We start from the raw sequence: 19,726 nt of genomic DNA on the forward strand, positions 1-19,726 counted from the left end.
GCACCCACGTGCACGGCGCGGGGAAATAAAGGAAAAGTGAAATGGCTAGTCTTGGTGAACTGGAACGGGCGGTCATGGACCTGCTCTGGGCGGGCCAGGAAGCGGCTACGGCCAATACCCTGAGGGACCAGCTGGCGCGCACGTCGGCGGCACAGGGCGGGCCGGGCCATGAAGGCAAGGAACTGGCCGTCACAACGGTGCTGACCGTACTTTCACGCCTGGAGAAGAAGGGCCTGGTGGAACGCGAACGCGGCACCCGCCCCCACCGCTACCAGGCTGTGTCGAGCCGTGCAGACCACACCGCAGAACTCATGCATGAGGTCCTTGGATCAGCCCCGGACCGCGAGGCCGTCCTGGCCCGCTTCATCGGGTCGGTGTCCGAAGGTGAAGCCGAGACGCTGCGCAAACTGCTGGGCCGCGTCTAGCACACCATGTTCTGGGCCTCATACCTGCTGGCGGTCCTTGCGATAATCCTGGCGTGGCCGGTGCCGATCCTCCTGTCACGGGCGCAATGGCCGGCCAGGTCGCCGTTCACGGCCATGCTGCTGTGGCAGGCGATCGCGCTTGCAGGCGGGCTCTCGATGATCGGCGCCATGCTGGTCTACGGCCTGGAACCCATCGGTGACAACCTCATCGCGGGCCTTCGCGGCCTTGCCGGCATGGTGCTCTTCAATGCCCCCACCACGGCACTTGGGTTCTGGCACATCTTTGCCCTGTCCACCGCTGCCCTGCTCACCGTGCACCTGGTCTTCACCCTGCTGCTGACGTATTACAAGATCCAGCGGCAGCGGCGGCGGCACCGCGAAATGCTCGCCCTGCTGGCGTCACCCTCCGGCCAGGACGCCGGGACCCTGGTCATCAGCCACGACTCCCCCGTGGCGTACTGCCTGCCCGGCGGCGCGCGTTCGGTAACGGTCCTGTCGGACGGCCTGATGGCGGCCCTCGAACCAGCAGAACTCCGGGCCGTGCTGATCCACGAGAACGCCCACCTGAGCCAGCGGCACCATCTCCTGCTCTGGGCCTTCGCTGCGTGGCGGCAGGCCCTCCCGTGGCTGCCCACAACCCGGCTTGCCCAGGAATCCGTGAACTCCCTCATCGAGATGTTGGCCGATGACGTCGCCCTGCGGACCGAGAGCAAAGCCACCCTCATCAAGGCCATCGCCATCGTGGCCAGCGGTTCAGCCACGGAGGCAGGCGCCGGGGGCGTCCGGCCGTCCTCGCCCACGTTGGCCCTCTCCGGGCTTGAAGCGGCCTCCGGGGGAACGGGCTCGGACGCTGTCCGTACCGCAGCTTCCCGCGTCAGCCGGCTCCTGACGCCCCAGCCTCCGCTTCCTTCCGCCATCCGCAGCGCAGTCCTGGCAGGCAGCGTCCTGCTGCTCGCGCTGCCCACCGCGCTCCTGGTGGTTCCCGGACTGCTCGGCTGACCTGCCGCCGTCGGCTGTTGCCTTCCGGGCCTGCCGCCCTGTTTCCCGGGCCGGCCGGACCCCGGCGGCCGGCTGCCCGATTCACGGGCAGCCCGCCACCGTCAGGCGTCGATGCGCTCCCGGTCCAGGCTGGAGGCGCCGGCGATAATGAAATCCTTGCGCGGGGAGACGTCCGAGCCCATCAGCAGGTCGAAAATCTCCTCAGCCTGCTGCGCGTTTTCGATCCCCACCTTGCGCAAGGTGCGGTGCCGCGGGTCCATGGTGGTCTCCGCCAGCTGCTCGGCGTCCATCTCCCCCAGGCCCTTGTACCGCTGGATCGGTTCCTTGTAGCGCTTGCCTTCCTTGGCCAGGCGGGCCAGCAGCACGTGCAGCTCGGCTTCGGAGTAGGTGTAGATCATCTCGTTGGCCTTTTGGCCGGCGTTGATCACCTCCACGCGGTGCAGCGGGGGCACCGCGGCGAACACCCGGCCTTCGAGGATCATTGGCCGCATGTAGCGGAAGAAAAGGGTCAGCAGCAGGGTCCGGATGTGGGCGCCGTCAACGTCGGCGTCCGTCATCAGGATCACCTTGCCATAGCGGGCGGCGCTGATATCGAAGCTGCGGCCGGAGCCGGCACCCACCACCTGGATGAGGGCTGCACATTCGGCGTTGGAGAGCATATCCCCCACCGATGCCTTCTGAACGTTGAGGATCTTGCCGCGGATGGGCAGCAGGGCCTGGAAGTCTGAGGAGCGGGCCAGCTTGGCAGTGCCCAGCGCGGAGTCACCTTCCACGATGAACAGTTCGGAACGTTCGACGTCGTCCGTCCGGCAGTCGGCGAGCTTGGTGGGCATCGAGGAGGTTTCCAGCGCATTCTTGCGCCGTTGGGTCTCCTTGTGCACGCGCGCCGAGATGCGGGACTTCATCTCGTTGACGATCTTTTCCAGCAACAACGCGGACTGGGCCTTGTCATTGCGGTTGCTGGCAGACAGCTTGGCGGAGATCTCCTTCTCCACCACGCGGGCCACGATGGCGCGGACGGCGCTGGTGCCCAGGATCTCCTTGGTCTGGCCCTCGAACTGCGGTTCAGCCAGGCGCACTGTCAGCACCGCCGTCAGACCGGCGAAGATGTCATCCTTTTCGATCTTGTCGTTGCCGGCCTTCAGTTTGCGGGCGTTGGCCTCAACCGCCTTGCGGAAGGTCTTGATCAGCGCCTGTTCAAACCCCGATTGGTGGGTGCCGCCCTTAGGGGTGGCAATGATGTTCACGAAGCTCCGCACGGTGCTGTCGTAGCCGATGCCCCAGCGCAGCGCCACGTCCACCTCGCAGTCACGCTCAACTTCGGCCAGCTGGCTGTGGCCGCGTTCGTCGAGGACCGGGACGGTCTCCTTGAACTTCCCTGAGCCGTGCAGCCGCCACACATCGGTGACGGCAGGATCGGCGGCGAGGAACTCGACGAACTCGGAAATGCCGCCGTCGTGGTGGAAGACCTCCTCGTGGGGACCGGCTTCCCCGGGCGTCCCGGCGAGCCTGCGCTCATCCCGCACGGTGAGCTTGAGGCCGGGCACCAGGAAGGAGGTCTGGCGGGCGCGGGCCACGAGGTCCTCGTAGGAGAACTTGGCATCGGGGGTGAAGATCTGCCGGTCCGCCCAGTAGCGGATCCTGGTGCCGGTGACACCGCGCTTGGCCTTGCCCACCACGTCCAGGACGGAGTCGTTGACGAACGGCGTGAACGGCGCGGCCGGGTCCAGCCGGGAACCGGTGTCCTTGAAGCGCCCGGGTTCACCCCGGCGGAAGGACATCCTGTAGGTCTTGCCGCCGCGGTCCACCTCGACGTCCAGGCGCGAGGACAGGGCATTGACCACCGAGGCGCCCACGCCGTGGAGGCCTCCCGAGGCGGTGTAGGAACCGCCGCCAAACTTGCCGCCCGCGTGCAGCTTGGTGAAGACCACCTCAACGCCGGTAAGACCTGTCTTGGGCTCCTTGTCGATCGGGATGCCGCGGCCGTCGTCGTGGATCTCCACGGAGTTGTCCGCATGGAGGATGATGCGGATGTCGTGGCCGAATCCGGCCAGGGCCTCGTCCACGGAGTTGTCGATGATTTCCCAGAGGCAGTGCATAAGGCCGCGCGAGTCGGTTGAGCCGATGTACATGCCCGGGCGTTTGCGGACGGCTTCGAGGCCTTCCAGGACGGAAAGGTGCCGGGCGGTGTACTCAGAGCTTGGTGCCACTGGTAAAGAACTCCTTCAGGGACGTGGATGCGGCGCTGGGACCGCACCTTCTAGGGTAGTGGGCAGCGGCGGCTGGAGCCGTTTGCCACACCCGCCAGCGGCTGTGCGGCGTGCCACCACCGCCCGTGACGGGCGAAACTTGGTCTTTCTTGACTGAACCTTGCGGATACGCGCACAGCGAACTTGCCCCATCCTTGCGATGGTTTGGATACGAATGCTGGTTATATAGATGTACTGATCTACTAAGGAGGCCGACATGACAACAGCAGTGGCAGACCGCACACTCAACGCACTCGACCGGTGCGACCGTTGCGGAGCCCAGGCGTATGTGCGGGTTGTACTCGAGTCCTCCGGCGGTGAGCTGCTGTTCTGCGGCCACCACGCCCGTGCAGTCGAGGCAACGCTCAAGCCCTTGAGCTCCGACTGGCACGATGAGACGGGAAAGCTTCACGAGAAAGCTGCCGTGGAAATCGACTAGATGAGGCATCGGTAACAACGAACCCTGCGGGGCCCTTCCACAACGGAAGGGCCCCGCAGGCGTTTAACGGCACGCCACCCGAAACCCTACGGTGGAAATGCAGCACAAAAGCAGGGGCCGTGCCGGACCCACCCGAAGGTGGGTCCGGCACGGCCCCTGGAGGTTCGTACGGTTACTTCGTCCCGTGGACCTAGTCCAGGTAGTCCCGCAGGACCTGCGACCTGGAGGGGTGGCGAAGCTTGGACATGGTCTTTGATTCGATCTGGCGGATCCGCTCGCGGGTGACGCCATAGACCTTGCCGATTTCGTCTAAAGTCTTCGGCTGTCCGTCAGTGAGGCCGAACCGCATGGCAACCACGCCGGCCTCACGTTCGGAGAGGGTGTCCAGAACGGAGTGCAGCTGCTCCTGCAGGAGGGTGAAGCTCACGGCGTCAGCCGGAACAACAGCCTCGGAGTCCTCGATCAGGTCACCGAACTCTGAATCGCCGTCCTCGCCGAGGGGCGTGTGCAGCGAAATGGGTTCACGGCCGTACTTCTGGACCTCGACCACCTTTTCGGGGGTCATGTCCAGCTCAAGTGCCAGTTCCTCAGGCGTGGGTTCGCGGCCCAGGTCCTGCAGCATCTGGCGCTGGACACGTGCCAGCTTGTTGATGACTTCAACCATGTGCACCGGGATACGGATGGTGCGGGCCTGGTCGGCCATGGCGCGGGTGATCGCCTGGCGGATCCACCAGGTGGCGTAGGTGGAGAACTTGAAGCCCTTGGTGTAGTCGAACTTCTCCACGGCGCGGATCAGGCCCAGGTTGCCTTCCTGGATCAGGTCCAGGAACAGCATGCCGCGGCCGGTGTAGCGCTTGGCCAGTGAGACCACCAGGCGGAGGTTGGCTTCCAGCAGGTGGTTCTTGGCGCGCTTGCCGTCGTGGATGATGAATTCGAGTTCGCGCTTGTACTTCGGATCCATGGAGCCGTCGTCGGCGGCGATCTTTTCCTCGGCGAACAGCCCGGCTTCGATCCGCAGCGCAAGGTCGACTTCCTGCTCGGCGTTGAGCAGTGCCACCTTACCGATCTGCTTCAAATAGTCCTTGACGGGGTCGGCCGTGGCGCCGGCAGACATGACCTGCTGCACGGGGGCATCGTCATCATCTGCGTCGGAGTAGACGAAACCCTTGCCGCTGCCCACTGCGCCCTTGACGGGATCGGCGTCGGTATCGGCATCCTCTACTGCGTCCGGCCCTTCGAGGACGTCGAGGTCTTCCTCAGCGTCCTCAACCTCGTCCGCGTCAACGGCGGACTTTCCTGCAGCCTCTGCTGCAGCCTTGGCGCCAGGCTTGGGCCCACGCTTCTTGGGCTCGCGCTTGCCGTCCGCTGGAGCCGCGCCGGCCGAAGCCTTGTTGGCTGCCCGCGTAGCTGCCCGCTTGGCATTGGTCGCGGCCTGCTTCTCCTCAGGGGACAAGACATCCTGGGCGGCGGAATCCTTCTTCGTGGAAGACGGGGTCACAGAAAACCTTTCTAGCGGTGGTCTGTGGAATCACCATACGGGCAACACCACTATGACCCTGTCAAGTCCGTGATGAAAACCAAGCGCCACCACGGCCGGCAGAGTCACTTAAGACAACTCCCGGAGCAGCTGTATTGTTCCCTGGAAGGGACCGCTACAAGCACTCGATACACGGACCCAACCGGGTCTCGGCATCCATTGTCTCATGATTTGGCCGAATCCGGCCTCCCTGCTTCGATCCGGTCCCGCCATCTGCTGGAGGTCTTGCCCATGCCGGCCGGCATTTCCCGCTCCTGACGCTGACCGGCCGCGCCCCACAGCTGCCACTTTCACCCGGCAGTGTCCTCCCCGAACTTCTGCCAGGCGGCCTCCTTGCGGGCCGCCCAGCCACAGAGTGTTCCGCTGCCCACGAGATCCAGCAGAAGTTCCGCGAGCCGGTATTCCGGCTCCAGCTCGAGGGCCTGCTGCAGGTAGGCGGCAGCGTAGGAACCGCGGCCCCGGCACCATGCCACCCAGCCGCGTATGGTCAGCGCCGCGGCGGCGGCCTGCCCTCCCGGCACAGCCAATTGCCCGAGGACCCGCTCCAGCGCTTCCAGGCGTGCCCAGTCGGGGACGCTGGGCGCAAGGCCCATGAGCACCTCGCCGTAGCCGGCTGGGACGGACCCGGAGCGGGCCACGGTCCGGCGCGGCGGCCGAAGGGCAGCTGCCCCTCTTCCTGCCATGTCCGTCCCGGGTGTGCCCACCGGCGAGGCACTGAGGGGGAATTCGGCCGGCGGGAGCAGCAGCGGCAGCACCACCACGGACTCATCGGCGCCGTCCCCGTCGTCCCCTTCCTGAAAGACGTTGAAACGTTCGGCGCCGGCTTCCGCAGCATTCCTGCCCGCGGCGGCCATCACCATTACGGCGTCCCGCCACGTGGGGACCAGGAGCGTGGCACGAAGAAAGGCATCCCTTTCGATATCAGGCACCCCGGCGTCCACCGAGGCCCGGTCAAGCAGCATCTGCCAAAAGCCGAGCACGGCCTTGAACTGTGCACGGCTTCGGAACCGCCCGCCCAACTCCTCTTCCCAGCTGGCCTGTGCTTCAAGGACCGCGGCCAGGTGCATGGCAGGGACCGGCGCTTCCGGCACACTGCCGGTCCTTGGTGCGGGCCCGACACTGCTCCCCCGGTAGACCATTTCAGCGTTAAGCATGCTGTCCCGTATCTCCTGCACGGGACGCCCCGGAAGCGGGCAACACGAACCATCACTGCACAGGGCGTCCCGCCAATAGTCATCGCCCACAAACCAGGCAGCACGGACCGGCATCCCGGCCTGTTCCAGGGAACACTGCACTGTGGAGATCAGGAGGTCGTAAGCGCTCGGCGGGACCATTCCGGCATCACTGGTGAAGACGGCCAGCAGCGAGCCGTCGGCATCCTGGTCCGACTCAAGGTAGCGGCGGACGGCACCGGCAAACCCGAAAGGATCGCCCTGCCCGTCAGGTGCCGGAAGGTCAAGCCGCAGCGTGGCACCAAGCGAGGTGCCGTGGAGGGTCATGGCCACCAGGCTGGATGCCGGCCAGTACCCCAAGCTGTGTGGGATGAAGCCAAGAATGTCTTCCGGCCCGCGGACTGTTAATCGTTCTGGAGCTGTCATGGCTCCAGCTTTCGCCGCCGGCATTGCCGCGGGCAGGGGCAAGTTCAGCTATGTGGGCAAACGGCCCGGTGGAGGAACAGTGACAAAAGGCGGAACGGTGGCAAAGGAAGGAACGGGAACGCCTCAGTCGTCGGTGCGCGCGGGCTGGCGGCGGCGCGCCAGGCTTTCCCGGCGCTGCCGGGCCAGGGCGCTGCGCAGCGGCGGCACCACAATCCCCTGCTCCGCCATCTGCCGGCGCACTTTCCGCCGCGAGGCCACGATGGCGGCGGCGCCGAGGGCCAGGAGCAGGAACTGGACGCTCAGGGCCAGCCGGAACGGATCCAAACCGTACAGCACCCCCTGCGAGAACCCGGAGGCGTAGAGGACATCGAGCACCAGGCCGATCAGGAAGATGGACACCAGGGCAGCGATGAAGCCGCCAACGTTCACGATCCCGGTGGCAGTGCCGATCCGGTGCGCCGGGTTGAAGGTCCGGGCGAAGTCGAAGCCGATCATGGAACCGGGACCACCGATGGCCAGCACCACCACCAGTCCCGCCAGCAGCCACAGCGGCGCCCGCCCCGGCAGCAGCAGTACCGCGGCCCATGCTGCGGCAGTGGCACCGGCGATCAACAGCACCATGGTGGAGCGGCGCAGTGGATGGCGGGAAACGAAACGCCCAATGAAGGGGCCCGCTGCCATGGCCGCGGCGACATAAAGCGCCATCAGGGCGGCAACAGTGCCTGCGTCCAGGCCCTGCCCGGAAATCAGGAACGGGTAGCCCCATGTCATAGCAAAGACCGTTCCGCTGAACTGGATGGTGAAATGGCTCCACATTCCCAGCCGCGTACCGGGTTGGCTCCAGGCACGGGCCAGCGAGGCGCCGGTTGCCCGAAGCCCCTGCCGGGCGTGCGGCCGCTCGGTGCCAGGGGGAGCATCCTGCAGCAGCAGGACGACCAGTACGACGGCGAGTCCGGACATTCCTGCCAGCATCAGGAAAGCGGGGGTCCAGCCGGACAGGTGCAGGACCGTTGCGAAGGGCAGGACGCTGAACAGCTGCCCCAGCTGGCCTGACATGCCGGTGAGCTGGGTGACGAGCGGGACACGGGCAGGGGCGAACCAGAGCGGGATGAGCCGAATGACCGAAATGAAGGTCATCGCATCGCCGGCACCCACCAGGACGCGGCCCAGGACTCCCCCGGGGATGCTGTCGGCAAACGCCAACTGCAGCTGCCCCAGCCCCATCAGGACCGCACCGCCGGCGATCATGACGCGCGAACCAAGCCTGTCCACCAGCAGGCCCACGGGAATCTGGAGTCCCGCGTAGACCAGCAGCTGCAGGACCGTGAAGAAGGAGATGGCCGACGCCGTGGCGTGGAAGCGTTCGGTAGCCTCGAGGCCCACCACGCCGAACGAGGTCCGCTGTGCGACGGCCACCAGGTACCCGAAAATTCCAATGGTCCAGATAAGCCAGGCGCGGGGTGCAGTCACCACTTCATTATGCCCGGCGGGACGCCGCTTTCCCGGGCGTTGTGACCAGCGCTACTGCCCCGGGTTTTCCCTGGCCAGGTAAGCCTCCACGGCGGCGCCCAGGTCATCGGCGTCCGGAAGCTCATCGTTCTCGTTGGCCAGAAGAGACCTTCGCACGATGCCGTCGGCCTTCTCGTCGTACCGGGTTTCGAGGCGGGACACCACCTGCTGGACTTCCTCCGACGCTTCAATCTGCTCGGCGATCTGGCGGCTGACCTCACGGCCCGATTCGCGGAGCCGGTCGGTGGGCAGCATCAGGGAGGTGGCGGCACCGAGGTATTCCAGCCCGGCGACGGCGGCGGTGGGGTACTCGGCCTCGGCGAGGTAATGGGGCACGTGGATGACGTAGCCGGCCACGTTGCGTCCGGCTTCCACGAGTCGCAGTTCCAGGATGTGGCCGACGGCGGCAGGAACCTCAACGGTGGGCTTCCACACCGAGATGCCTTCGATCAGCTCCGGCCGGTTCCCATGTACCGTCACCCCGACGGGACGGGTATGGGGCACGGGCATGGGAATGGAGTGGATCCAGGTGACGAGGTTGACGTCCAGCTTCTCCACGATGTTCACCACCGCGCGGGCGAACCGTTCCCACTGCAGGTCCGGTTCGAAGCCGGCCAGGAGGAGGAACGGCTTCCCCAGCCCGTCCACCAGCCGGTAGAGCGCCAACCGGGGCTCCTGGTAATCCTGGATGTGGTCTTCGACGAAGCTCAGGTGCGGTCGCCGTGACCGGTAGTCGATCAGTTGGTCGGCATCAAAGACCGCAACTGGCTGGGCATCGAGGGAGTCCAGCAGTTCTGCGTTGATCTGCTTCACCACGTGGCCGGCATCGGCAAACCCGGTGAAACCCATCACCAGGTTCAGCCCCTGGAGCTCGGGGCTGTGGAACAGCTCAATGTTGCTGGCATAAAGCGCGTCGGGGTCCAGCAGGGAGCCGGAAATCCGTTCAAGCACGGCATGTTCCTTTCAGGGTGCGGGTGGACATCATTCATAACGCGGCAGGGCTACCGGGCATTCCATCGGCCGGTGTGGCGCACCTCTCAGGAAATTCTCCTGCGGCGCCGGCGAAGGGCTACGATCGGAACTGGCCTGCCAGGCGGGCTTGCACGCACCCGGGGACCGTCCAGAACGGCCGGATCCGGGCCACCATGGCAGAGCGCCCAACATGCATCCCTGCCCGAACGTTTCGAGAATTGAGGACTCATCCCTGTGGTCAAGAATACTGAAGTCAACCTTAGTACCGTCGCGCGGGACCTGAAGAAGAACCCCAGTGATGCAGTGGTCATCGGGGTGGGCCAGGGAACCGACGGGCCGGTCCTGTTGGACAACCCCCTGACGGCGAAGTCCGCGGAGGCCCTCGGGGACTCACTCAAGGCGCTGGGCGTAACCGGCGCCGCCGACCAGCTGGTCCGCCTGCCGGGCCTGCCCGAAACCGGGGCCGGCATCCTGGTCCTGGCCGGCGTCGGCAAGGTTCCCGCCACCGGGCCGCTCACGGGCGAGTCGCTGCGCCGGGCAGCAGGATCGGCCGTCCGGCAGCTGGCCGGCCTGGCCACGGTCACCCTGGCATTCCCGACGGCGACGGTACAGGACGTCGCGGCCGTCGCCGAGGGTGCCGCCCTGGGCGCCTACTCCTTCACCGAGTTCCGCTCCTCCTCCGATGGACTCAAGGACCCGGTGCGCAACGCCGTCATCTTCACCGAACTGGCCGGCACCCCGGAGCTGGAAGCGGCACTCAAGCGGGCCGGGCTGGTAGCCAAGGCCGTCAACGCCACCCGGTCCCTGGTCAACACCCCGCCGAGCCACCTTTACCCCGAATCGTTCGCTGAGGCTGCCAAGGACCTGGCCAAGGGCCTGCCCGTCAAGGTCACGGTCTGGGACGAGAAGCGCCTTGAAAAGGAAGGCTTCGGCGGCATCATGGGCGTGGGCAAGGGCTCCGCCCGGCAGCCGCGGCTGGTTAAGGTCGAATACTCCCCCGCCAAGGCCACCGCCAAGGTTGCCCTCGTGGGCAAGGGGATCACCTTTGACACCGGCGGAATCTCCCTCAAGCCGGCCCTCAACATGGGCGACATGAAAAGCGACATGGCCGGTGCCGCCGTCGTACTTAACACTGTCCTGGCCCTCGCCGGCCTGGGTCTGCCGGTCAAGGCGACCGCCTGGCTCTGCATCGCGGAGAATATGCCCGGCGGCGGAGCATCGCGCCCTGCCGACGTCCTGACCATGTTCGGCGGCAAGACCGTGGAGGTCCTCAACACCGACGCCGAGGGACGCCTGGTCATGGCGGACGGCATCGTCGCCGCCAGCCGCGAATACCCGGACGCCATCATCGACGTCGCAACCCTCACAGGTGCGCAGCTGATCGCCCTGGGCAACCGTACCGCCGGAGTCATGGGCTCGGACAGCGTCACGGGCGCGCTCAAGGCCGCGGCGGACCGCGCCGGCGAGCTGGTCTGGCCCATGCCCCTGCCGGAGGAACTGCGCCCCACGCTGGACTCCCAGGTGGCCGACCTGGCCAACATCGGCGAACGGCACGGCGGAATGATGACCGCGGCCGTGTTCCTGCGCGAGTTCGTGGGTAAGGACAAGTCGGGCGAACAGATCCCCTGGGCGCACATCGATATTGCAGGACCGTCCTTCAATAACGGCAGTCCGTACGGCTACACACACAAACAGGGCACCGGCTGCACTGTCCGCACCCTGGTTGCCTACGTGGAGGACATCCTGGCCGCGGCTTAGCAACGGTTGCCGGCCCGGTGCCACGCGGCCCTGCGGCGCAGGTGATTCCTGTGCCACAGGGCCGCGTGACACTGGACACAAGCGCTCCACAAACGCAGTGCCAAGGTGGAGCATGGATAGGTGGTTCGCTAAGGTGAACCACGGTAGTCACAAATGCAAGAGAGTTGCCCTGCTGACATAATCACGGCAGTGCAAGTTCCAAGACCAGATGATGCGCGCTGATCGCGTCATCGTTCACGCGAGGGAGCGTTTTAGTGGCCGATCAGGCAACTGCGCAAGAATTCGACATCCTGGTACTCGGTGGCGGCAGCGGCGGGTACGCTGCAGCGCTGCGTGCGGTACAGCTCGGCCTCACCGTCGGCCTCGTGGAGAAGGCCAAGCTGGGCGGTACCTGCCTCCACAACGGCTGCATCCCCACCAAGGCCCTGCTGCACTCCGCAGAGCTGGCCGACCACGCCCGTGACTCCGCCAAGTACGGCGTGAACGTCACCCTCGACGGCATCGACATCAACGCCGTCAACGCGTACAAGGACGGCATCATCGCCGGCAAGTACAAGGGCCTGCAGGGTCTGATCAAGTCCAAGAAGGGCATCACCGTCATCGAGGGTGAAGGCAAGCTGCAGGGCACCGACACCATCGTGGTGAACGGCACCGCCTACAAGGGCAAGAACATCGTCCTGGCCACCGGATCCTACTCGCGCACCCTTCCCGGCCTGGAAATCGGCGGCAAGGTCATCACCTCCGACCAGGCCCTCACCATGGACACCATCCCCAAGAGCGCCATCATCCTGGGCGGCGGCGTCATCGGCGTCGAGTTCGCCTCGGTCTGGAAGTCGTTCGGCGTGGACGTGACCATCGTCGAAGGCCTGCCCTCCCTCGTTCCCAACGAGGACGCCACGATCATCAAGAACTTCGAGCGTGCCTTCAAGAAGCGCGGCATCAAGTTCTCCACCGGCGTTTTCTTCCAGGGCGTCGAGCAGAACGACGACGGCGTCAAGGTCACCCTGGTGGACGGCAAGACCTTCGAAGCGGACCTGCTGCTGGTCGCCGTCGGCCGTGGCCCCGTCACGGCCAACCTGGGCTATGAGGAAGCCGGCGTCACCATCGACCGCGGCTTCGTCATCACCAACGAGCGCCTGCACACCGGCGTGGGCAACATCTACGCCGTGGGTGACATCGTCCCCGGCGTGCAGCTGGCCCACCGCGGCTACCAGCAGGGCATCTTCGTGGCCGAGGAAATTGCCGGCCTGAAGCCTGTAGTGGTCGAGGACATCAACATCCCCAAGGTCACCTACTCCGAACCCGAGATTGCCACCGTCGGCTACACCGAGAAGGCTGCCAAGGAAAAGTTCGGCGAGGACCAGGTGCAGACCCAGGAATACAACCTGGCCGGCAACGGCAAGAGCTCCATCCTTGGCACCTCGGGCCTGATCAAGCTGGTCCGCCAGAAGGACGGCCCCGTGGTGGGCGTCCACATGATCGGTGCCCGCATGGGCGAGCAGGTGGGCGAGGCCCAGCTGATCGTGAACTGGGAAGCCTACCCGGAGGATGTGGCGCAGCTGGTGCACGCACACCCCACCCAGAACGAAGCCCTCGGCGAAGCCCACCTGGCGCTGGCCGGCAAGCCGCTCCACGGCTGATTTTCGCCAGCATTACCAGGCCCGGTGCACCCGGTCGCGCAGACCGGGTGCACTAGGCTTCCAACAAGGCAGCAACCATTCGCACTAAAGATCAATAAGGAGAACGGGGACGACATGTCTGAATCCGTTAACTTGCCCGCCCTCGGTGAGAGTGTCACCGAAGGAACCGTCACCCGCTGGCTCAAGCAGGTAGGTGACCGGGTAGAGGTGGACGAGCCGCTGCTCGAAGTCTCCACCGACAAAGTAGACACTGAAATCCCCTCTCCTGTAGCTGGCGTGATTGAAGAAATCCTGGTCGCTGAAGATGAGACCGCCGAAGTAGGTGCACCGCTGGTGCGCATCGGCGACGGCTCCGGCGGCGGTTCCGCGCCCGCCGAAGCTCCCGCTGCTGCGCCGGCCGAAGAGGCACCTGCAGCCGCTCCCGCACAGGAAGCACCGGCTGAAGCAGCCCCCGCCCAGGAGGCGCCGGCCCAGGAAGCACCCGCTGCCGGCGGCGAAAGCCACGAGGTCACCCTCCCGGCACTCGGCGAGAGCGTCACCGAAGGCACCGTGACCCGCTGGCTGAAGGCCATTGGCGATTCCGTCGACGTCGACGAACCGCTGCTGGAAGTCTCCACCGACAAGGTGGACACCGAGATCCCCTCCCCGGTTGCCGGCACCCTGCAGGAAATCCGGGTCAATGAGGACGAAACCGCCGAGGTTGGCTCCGTGCTCGCCGTCATCGGCTCCGGCGCTCCCGCTGCTGCGGCTCCGCAGGCTGCACCGGCCGCTCCCCAGCAGGAAGCCCCCAAGCCTGCACCGGCAGAGTCCGCTCCTGCGCAGACCGCTCCCGCCCAGGCCGTTCCTGCCCAGCAGGCTCCTGAACAGGCTGCACCCCAGGCTGCCCCGGCTCCCGCCGCGCAGGCTCCCGCCGCTCCGGCAGCCCAGGAAGCGCCGGCCGGCGGATCCGAGTCCGGTTACGTCACTCCCCTGGTCCGCAAGCTGGCCAACCAGCACGGTGTGGACATCTCCAGCCTCTCCGGCACCGGTGTTGGTGGCCGCATCCGCAAGCAGGATGTCATCGCCGCAGCCGAGGCCAAGGCTGCTCCCGCTCCGGCTCCGGCAGCAGCCCCTGCCGCCTCTGCCCCGGCTGCATCCGGCGCAGCAGCCTCGTCGCTGCGTGGCACCACCCAGAAGGCTCCCCGCATCCGCCAGGTCATCGCCCGGCGCATGCGCGAGTCGCTGGAAATCTCCACCCAGCTGACCCAGGTCCACGAAGTGGACATGACCAAGGTCGCCAAGCTGCGTGCCCGTGCCAAGAACTCGTTCCAGGCCCAGAACGGCACCAAGCTGACCTTCCTGCCCTTCATCGCCAAGGCTGTTGCCGAGGCCCTCAAGCAGCACCCCAAGCTCAACGCTGCCTACGACGAGGAAAAGCAGGAGATCACCTACCACAACGCCGAGCACCTGGCGATCGCCGTCGACACGGACAAGGGCCTCCTTGTACCGGTCATCGCGGACGCCGGCAACCTGAACCTTGCCGGACTGGCCGGCAAGATCGCCGACGTTGCTTCCCGCACCCGCGACGGCAAGATCGGCCCGGACGAACTGTCCGGCGGCACCTTCAGCATCACCAACATCGGTTCGGTGGGGGCCCTGTTCGACACCCCGATCATCAACCAGCCGCAGGTGGGCATCCTGGGCACCGGTGCCATCGTCAAGCGCCCCGTGGTTGTTGCTGACGAGAACGGTGACGACTCGATCGCCATCCGCTCCATGATGTACCTGTCCCTGACGTACGACCACCGCCTGGTGGACGGCGCCGACGCAGGCCGGTTCCTCCAGACCCTGAAGGCACGCCTTGAAGAAGGCGCGTTCGAGGCGGACTTGGGACTGTAACCAAAGAAGTCCAACGACGGCGGCGCCGGCGCGGGTGGGAAACCCCCCACAGCCGGGGCCGCCGTCGTGGTTTAACCCGAAGTTCCCGCCTGCGCTCCGCAGCCCGGGCACCGCGTGGCTTTGCTACAGACGGTAGAAATGACTGGCTAAGCTGGAGCCATGAACATTCTCTTCAACATCCTGGTCTTCCTGCACGTCGTCGGGGCCGCCATGATCGTGGGCTACTGGATCGCCACCATGCGGACGCCCACCGTGCACCCGCGCCAGCGTGACGGCGCCTTCCTGCAGCTGCTCACCGGCATCGCCATGATGGGCATCCTGCCCTTCCTGCCGGACTCGAACCCCAACTACGCCAAGCTGGGCATCAAGTTCGTCATCGCCGTCGTCGTTGCCGTCCTGGCCGTCATCGGCTCGCGCAAGGTCAAGAACGGCCAGCCCGTCTCCACCGGACTCGCCCACGGGGTGGGCGGCCTGGCCCTGCTCAACATCGCCATCGCCACCATCTGGCAGTAACGTCCGTGCCGGGGAGCCGGTCATAATCCTCTGAGAGCGGACAATCCGTGCACCGGAGGTGGCTGGTCCCTAGGATGGGAAATGGTGGGCCCGGCAGCGGCCGGACCCGGATCGAATCGACGTTGAGGAGAGACATGGCTACAACACGCAACGCCCACACCGTATGGACCGGAAGCCTGACCGAGGGCTCGGGCAACACCACCCTGGACAGCTCGGGTCTGGGCACCTTCGATGTCACCTGGAAGGCGCGCACCGAAGCTGCCGGCGGCAAGACCAGCCCGGAAGAGCTCATCGCCGCAGCCCACTCGGCCTGCTTCTCCATGGCCTTCAGCCACGAACTCAGCCAGGCCGGCTTCACGCCTGAAGAGGTCAACACCAAGTCAGAGGTCGGCTTCCAGCCCGGCACCGGCATCACCGGCAGCCACCTGACCCTCAACGCCCGCATCCCCGGGATTTCCGAGGACGAGTTCCAGCGCATTGCCGAGGCCGCCAAGAAGGGCTGCCCCGTCTCCCAGGCCCTCGCCGGCATCGAGATCACGCTCGACGCCACGCTGCAGTCCTAGCAGTCCCGGGCCCACCGGGCCCTGCACAACGCAAAAGGCCCTGTCCTTCCGGGAGAACCGGAAGGACAGGGCCTTTGCTGTTCCTAGCGTCCCTGCGGGCGGTCCGGCAGCGGCGAAGGCAACAGCTTGCGGTAACCGGAGCGGGCCGGCGGACGGTCGGTGGGCAGTTCCTGGATCATTTCCTTGAGCGCCCCGATGCCGTATTCCAACTGCGGGTCGCGGCCGGCTGCGTAGGCGTGCGGCGGGTAGGTCACCTCGATGTCGGGGTCGACGCCGTAGTTTTCCACGCTCCAGCCCACGCCGCCGCTGAACCAGTTGGCATAGCGGGGCTGGGTGACTCCGGTGCCGTCCGCCAGCGCAAACCGGTTGTCGATCCCCACCACGCCACCCCAGGTGCGCGTGCCGATGACCGGGCCGATGCCCCTCAGCTTTGAGACCTGGGTGATGATGTCGCCGTCGGATCCCGCGAACTCGTCCGCCAGGATGATCACCGGCCCCCTCGGCGCGTGATGCGGGTACGTGCGCGGCTTCTCCCCGCGCGGCATGCTCCATCCGGTGACCTTGCGGCCGATCAGCTCCGCAACAAGCTGCGATGTGTGGCCTCCACGGTTGCGGCGCACGTCCACGATCAGGCCGTCCAGCGCCGTCTCGGTATCCAGGTCCCGGTGCAGCTGCGCCCAGCCGTTGGCCATCATGTCCGGAATGTGCAGGTACCCGAAGGTGCCGTTGGAGGCCTCACGGACGGTCCGCCGGTTGCCGGCAACCCATTCCTGGTAGCGCAGGCGCTCTTCATCCTTAACGGGCACGACGGCGACGCGGCGCTGGGTGCCCTCAGCACCACCGTGCCCCGGGCCATTGAGGAGGGTCAACTCCACAGCGCGGCCTGCCGCTCCCACCAGCTGCATGGCCGGGGTGGTGCTTTCGGACAGCGGGACTCCATCGATGGCCAGCAGGAAGTCCCCGGCTTTGGCGCCGACGCCGGGCCTGGTGAGCGGCGAGGTGGCCAACGGATCGGAGGACTCGCCGGCCAGGATCCGGGTGATTTCCCAGCCGTTGGCGGTGTGGGCAAGGTCGGCGCCGAGCCGGCCCTGTCCGCGGCTGCCGCGTTCAGTGACGGCAGCGGGGCGCACGTAGGCGTGCGATGTCCCCAGCTCGCCGTGCAGTTCCCACAGCAGGTCCACCAGGTCGTCATGGGAACCCAGCCGTTCCACGATGGGGCGGTAGCGGGCGTGGATGGATTCCCAGTCCTGCCCGGCCATGTCCTCGGTCCAGAAGAAGTCGCGCTGCAGCCGCCAGGCTTCATCAAATGCCTGTCCCCAGACGCTGAGCGGATCCAGCAGGACGCGGATCCGGCCCAGGTCAACCTTGACCAGCTTGCCCGATTCCTCGTCGGCCTTGGCGTCCGAAGGGACCACGGTCACCTGTTTGTCGGAAACCAGCACCACCTTGCTGCGGTCCCCGGTCAGCCGGTAGCTGTCCACGGCATCCACCAGCGTGGTCTGCTTGCGCCGGGCGATGTCATAACGGACCAGGCTGGGGCGGGCGTCCTTGTCCTCCTGGCTAGCCTTTCCGTCGCCGGTGACACCGGACAGGACGGAGTCGAGCCAGAGGAGGGCGCCGTCAACGGCTTCCAGCGAGCTGTAGTTGCCCTGCGGAACGGGAACGCCAATCACACGGTGCGCCAGGCCCTCTGCGTCCACCTGGACGGCAGGTACGTCGCTGTCGGCCGCCTCGCCCTTGTCCGTGCCCTGTGCGTCCGTTTCCTGCTCCGCGCCCGCAGGATCGACCGACGGGCCAAAGGGCGACGGCGTCTGAGCCGCAAGTGCCACCAGGTACGGCTTGATGGGGCTGGGGAAGGAGAGGTCGAAGGAATGCCCGTCGTACACCGGATCGAAGCTGCGGTTGGAGAGGAACGCAAGGAACTTGCCGTCCGGAGTGAAGGCCGGTGAGGCATCGCGGAAGCGGCCGTCGGTGACGTCCACGGGATCGGCGTCGAGCTGCTCCACCGTGGCCAGGCGCAGCCGGCTGCGCGAGCCAAAGGACGTGACGGGCTCGGACCACGCCAGCCAGCGGGAGTCCGCCGACCATGCCAGCTCGGAAATGCTGCCTTCGCCGATGCTGGCCACCTGGCTGAGGTGGCCGCTGTGGGTATCCACCACGTACACGTCGCCGAAGGATGTACCGAGGGCGATCCACCGGCCGTCCGGGCTGGGCTCAAGGGAGCTGGCGCGCGACGGCGTGGGAACGCTGATGCCGGCCTCCACCGCCGGCGTCTGGGCTTCCGCGGCGGGGGCCGTGTCCTGGGGCGCAACATCGGCCTGCTGCTCATCGTCCGCGGGAACATGCGCAGGGCTTCCAGCCAGCACCGCAGCCCCTGATGCAGGAACCGGCTGGGGCAGGCTGACCGTTTCCGGTCCCTCTGCGCCTGCCTGTTCCAGCTGCGGGGAATCGGGGGTTTCGGAGGCGGCAGCGGTGCCGGCCTTGCCGCTCCGTGCCGTCACCTGGGCAGCGGTGTGCGGGACGGGCGCGGCAATGTCCTTGATGTGGATGGCCTCAACGCCGCCGTGGTCGGCGATGTAGGCGATCCGGCCGTCACCGAGGGGCCTGGGCAGCCGGCCCCGGACCCCAGGCGTGGCCTCAATGATGCGGGACGGCCCGTCCTTGTGCCGCAGCCAGGAAATCGTCCCGTGTGATTCCACCGCGCTGGCGGCGCCTGTGGTGTCAGGGGCCACGGCGCCCAGGTGCTTGACGGCGTCGAGGAGGGCAGGACGCCTGGTCTGGGAGGCGGAGCCGAGGGTGATGTCCAGCTTTTCCGCTTCCGAATCCAGGTCCCGGAGTACCCAGAGTTCACCGGCGGACTCGAAGATGACCCGCTTGCCGTCGGTGGCGGCGTGCCGGACGTAGAAGTCCTGGTGGTCGGTGTGCCGGCGCAGGTCTTCTCCATCGGGAAGCACCGAATAGAGATTGCCGTAGCCCTCGTGGTCGGACAGGAAGGCGATCCGGCCGTCGATCCAAAGCGGGTCGGTGAGGTTGCCGTCGAGGTCGGGAAGGAGGCGCTCGAACTCACCGTTGCCGTCGCGGTCGATCCACAGCTTCCCGGCCGTGCCGCCGCGGTAGCGCTTCCACCATGCCGGTTCCCGGGACAGCACACTTGCCAGCACCACCGGGCGTTCATCGCCTACTTCGGGTCCGTACGCCACTGACTCCACGGGGCCGTAGGGAAGTTCCTGTGCCCAGCCGCCCTCAAGGGGAACGCTGTAGGCGTGGGTGTGCCGGCTTTCAGCCTGGCGGAATGCGCTGGTGACCACCACGGCGCCCGTGGCGGTGAATCCCTTGACCTTTGTGGTGCTGTGGCCAAAGTACGTGAGCTGCCGGTACCCGCCGCCGTCGACCTCTGCCGACACAACCTCCGGAGCCGTTCCCTGCACCACGGTCCACACCAGCCGCTTGCCGTCCGGGGTGAAGCGCGGGTTGCGGGCAGGCAGCTGGAGTGACGAGACGCGCCAGGCACGGCCGCCGTCCAGGGGCGCAATCCACACGTCGTCCTCGGCCACGAAAGTGACCAGATCGCCGTGCAAATGCGGGAAACGGAAGTAGCTCGAAGAGGTCATCGTTCGATCATAGTCAACCCCTCCCCTGCCCCGCG

Annotated in this window: 14 protein-coding genes; 8 read left to right on the plus strand and 6 right to left on the minus strand. The window is 66.5% G+C overall.

What is annotated here, in order from left to right; genetic code table 11:
- Nucleotides 1-41 precede the first annotated feature (41 nt).
- Both FBY30_RS19095 and FBY30_RS19100 read left to right on the plus strand, forming a co-directional pair.
- Nucleotides 42-425 carry a BlaI/MecI/CopY family transcriptional regulator gene (locus FBY30_RS19095; protein ID WP_142134261.1) on the plus strand — a complete coding sequence of 128 codons (384 nt, stop codon included), beginning with the start codon at nt 42-44 and terminating at the stop codon, nt 423-425.
- Nucleotides 426-431: 6 nt separating this feature from the next.
- Nucleotides 432-1,424: a M56 family metallopeptidase gene (locus FBY30_RS19100; RefSeq protein WP_142134263.1), complete on the plus strand. Its 993-nt coding sequence runs from the start codon at nt 432-434 to the stop codon at nt 1,422-1,424.
- Between the two features lie 101 nt (nt 1,425-1,525).
- Here FBY30_RS19100 and FBY30_RS19105 read toward each other — a convergent pair whose 3' ends face one another.
- Nucleotides 1,526-3,634, minus strand: a complete 2,109-nt coding sequence (locus tag FBY30_RS19105) for a DNA gyrase/topoisomerase IV subunit B (RefSeq protein ID WP_142134265.1) — start codon at nt 3,632-3,634, stop codon at nt 1,526-1,528.
- 256 nt (nt 3,635-3,890) lie between these two features.
- On the opposite strand from FBY30_RS19105, the gene FBY30_RS19110 reads away from it, so the two are divergent.
- Nucleotides 3,891-4,112, plus strand: a complete 222-nt coding sequence (locus FBY30_RS19110) for a DUF7455 domain-containing protein (protein WP_013600696.1) — start codon at nt 3,891-3,893, stop codon at nt 4,110-4,112.
- Between the two features lie 190 nt (nt 4,113-4,302).
- On the opposite strand, the gene FBY30_RS19115 is transcribed toward FBY30_RS19110, so the two are convergent.
- From FBY30_RS19115 to FBY30_RS19130, 4 genes are all read right to left on the minus strand, one after another.
- The gene (locus tag FBY30_RS19115; RefSeq protein WP_142134267.1) at nt 4,303-5,610 is read right to left on the minus strand and encodes an RNA polymerase sigma factor; all 1,308 of its coding nucleotides are present in this window, start codon (nt 5,608-5,610) and stop codon (nt 4,303-4,305) included.
- Nucleotides 5,611-5,939: 329 nt separating this feature from the next.
- Entirely contained in the window at nt 5,940-7,247 is a 1,308-nt protein-coding gene (locus FBY30_RS19120) for a DUF4192 family protein (RefSeq protein ID WP_142134269.1), read from the minus strand.
- Nucleotides 7,248-7,370: 123 nt separating this feature from the next.
- Nucleotides 7,371-8,717, minus strand: a complete 1,347-nt coding sequence (locus FBY30_RS19125) for an MFS transporter (RefSeq protein WP_142134271.1) — start codon at nt 8,715-8,717, stop codon at nt 7,371-7,373.
- Between the two features lie 51 nt (nt 8,718-8,768).
- The gene (locus FBY30_RS19130) at nt 8,769-9,707 is read right to left on the minus strand and encodes a proteasome assembly chaperone family protein (protein WP_142134273.1); all 939 of its coding nucleotides are present in this window, start codon (nt 9,705-9,707) and stop codon (nt 8,769-8,771) included.
- Between the two features lie 255 nt (nt 9,708-9,962).
- On the opposite strand from FBY30_RS19130, the gene FBY30_RS19135 reads away from it, so the two are divergent.
- The 5 genes from FBY30_RS19135 (at nt 9,963) to FBY30_RS19155 (ending at nt 16,080) form a co-directional block, all read left to right on the plus strand.
- Complete coding sequence (locus FBY30_RS19135) at nt 9,963-11,486, plus strand: leucyl aminopeptidase (RefSeq protein ID WP_142134275.1); 1,524 nt, start codon at nt 9,963-9,965, stop codon at nt 11,484-11,486.
- A gap of 254 nt (nt 11,487-11,740) precedes the next feature.
- Nucleotides 11,741-13,126 (plus strand): dihydrolipoyl dehydrogenase, encoded by a 1,386-nt coding sequence (gene lpdA, locus FBY30_RS19140; protein WP_142134277.1) that lies wholly within the window; start codon nt 11,741-11,743, stop codon nt 13,124-13,126.
- A 114-nt stretch (nt 13,127-13,240) separates the two neighbouring features.
- Entirely contained in the window at nt 13,241-15,004 is a 1,764-nt protein-coding gene (gene sucB, locus FBY30_RS19145; RefSeq protein ID WP_142134279.1) for a 2-oxoglutarate dehydrogenase, E2 component, dihydrolipoamide succinyltransferase, read from the plus strand.
- Nucleotides 15,005-15,163: 159 nt separating this feature from the next.
- Entirely contained in the window at nt 15,164-15,517 is a 354-nt protein-coding gene (locus tag FBY30_RS19150; RefSeq protein WP_142134281.1) for a hypothetical protein, read from the plus strand.
- A gap of 134 nt (nt 15,518-15,651) precedes the next feature.
- The gene (locus tag FBY30_RS19155) at nt 15,652-16,080 is read left to right on the plus strand and encodes an OsmC family protein (protein WP_142134283.1); all 429 of its coding nucleotides are present in this window, start codon (nt 15,652-15,654) and stop codon (nt 16,078-16,080) included.
- A gap of 83 nt (nt 16,081-16,163) precedes the next feature.
- Here FBY30_RS19155 and FBY30_RS19160 read toward each other — a convergent pair whose 3' ends face one another.
- A complete protein-coding gene (locus FBY30_RS19160; RefSeq protein ID WP_142134285.1) occupies nt 16,164-19,691 on the minus strand; it encodes a S41 family peptidase in 3,528 nt (1,175 codons plus the stop codon).
- Between the last annotated feature and the right edge of the window lie 35 nt (nt 19,692-19,726).

The sequence above is a fragment of the Arthrobacter sp. SLBN-83 genome (genome assembly GCF_006715285.1).
Taxonomy (GTDB): Bacteria; Actinomycetota; Actinomycetes; order Actinomycetales; family Micrococcaceae; genus Arthrobacter.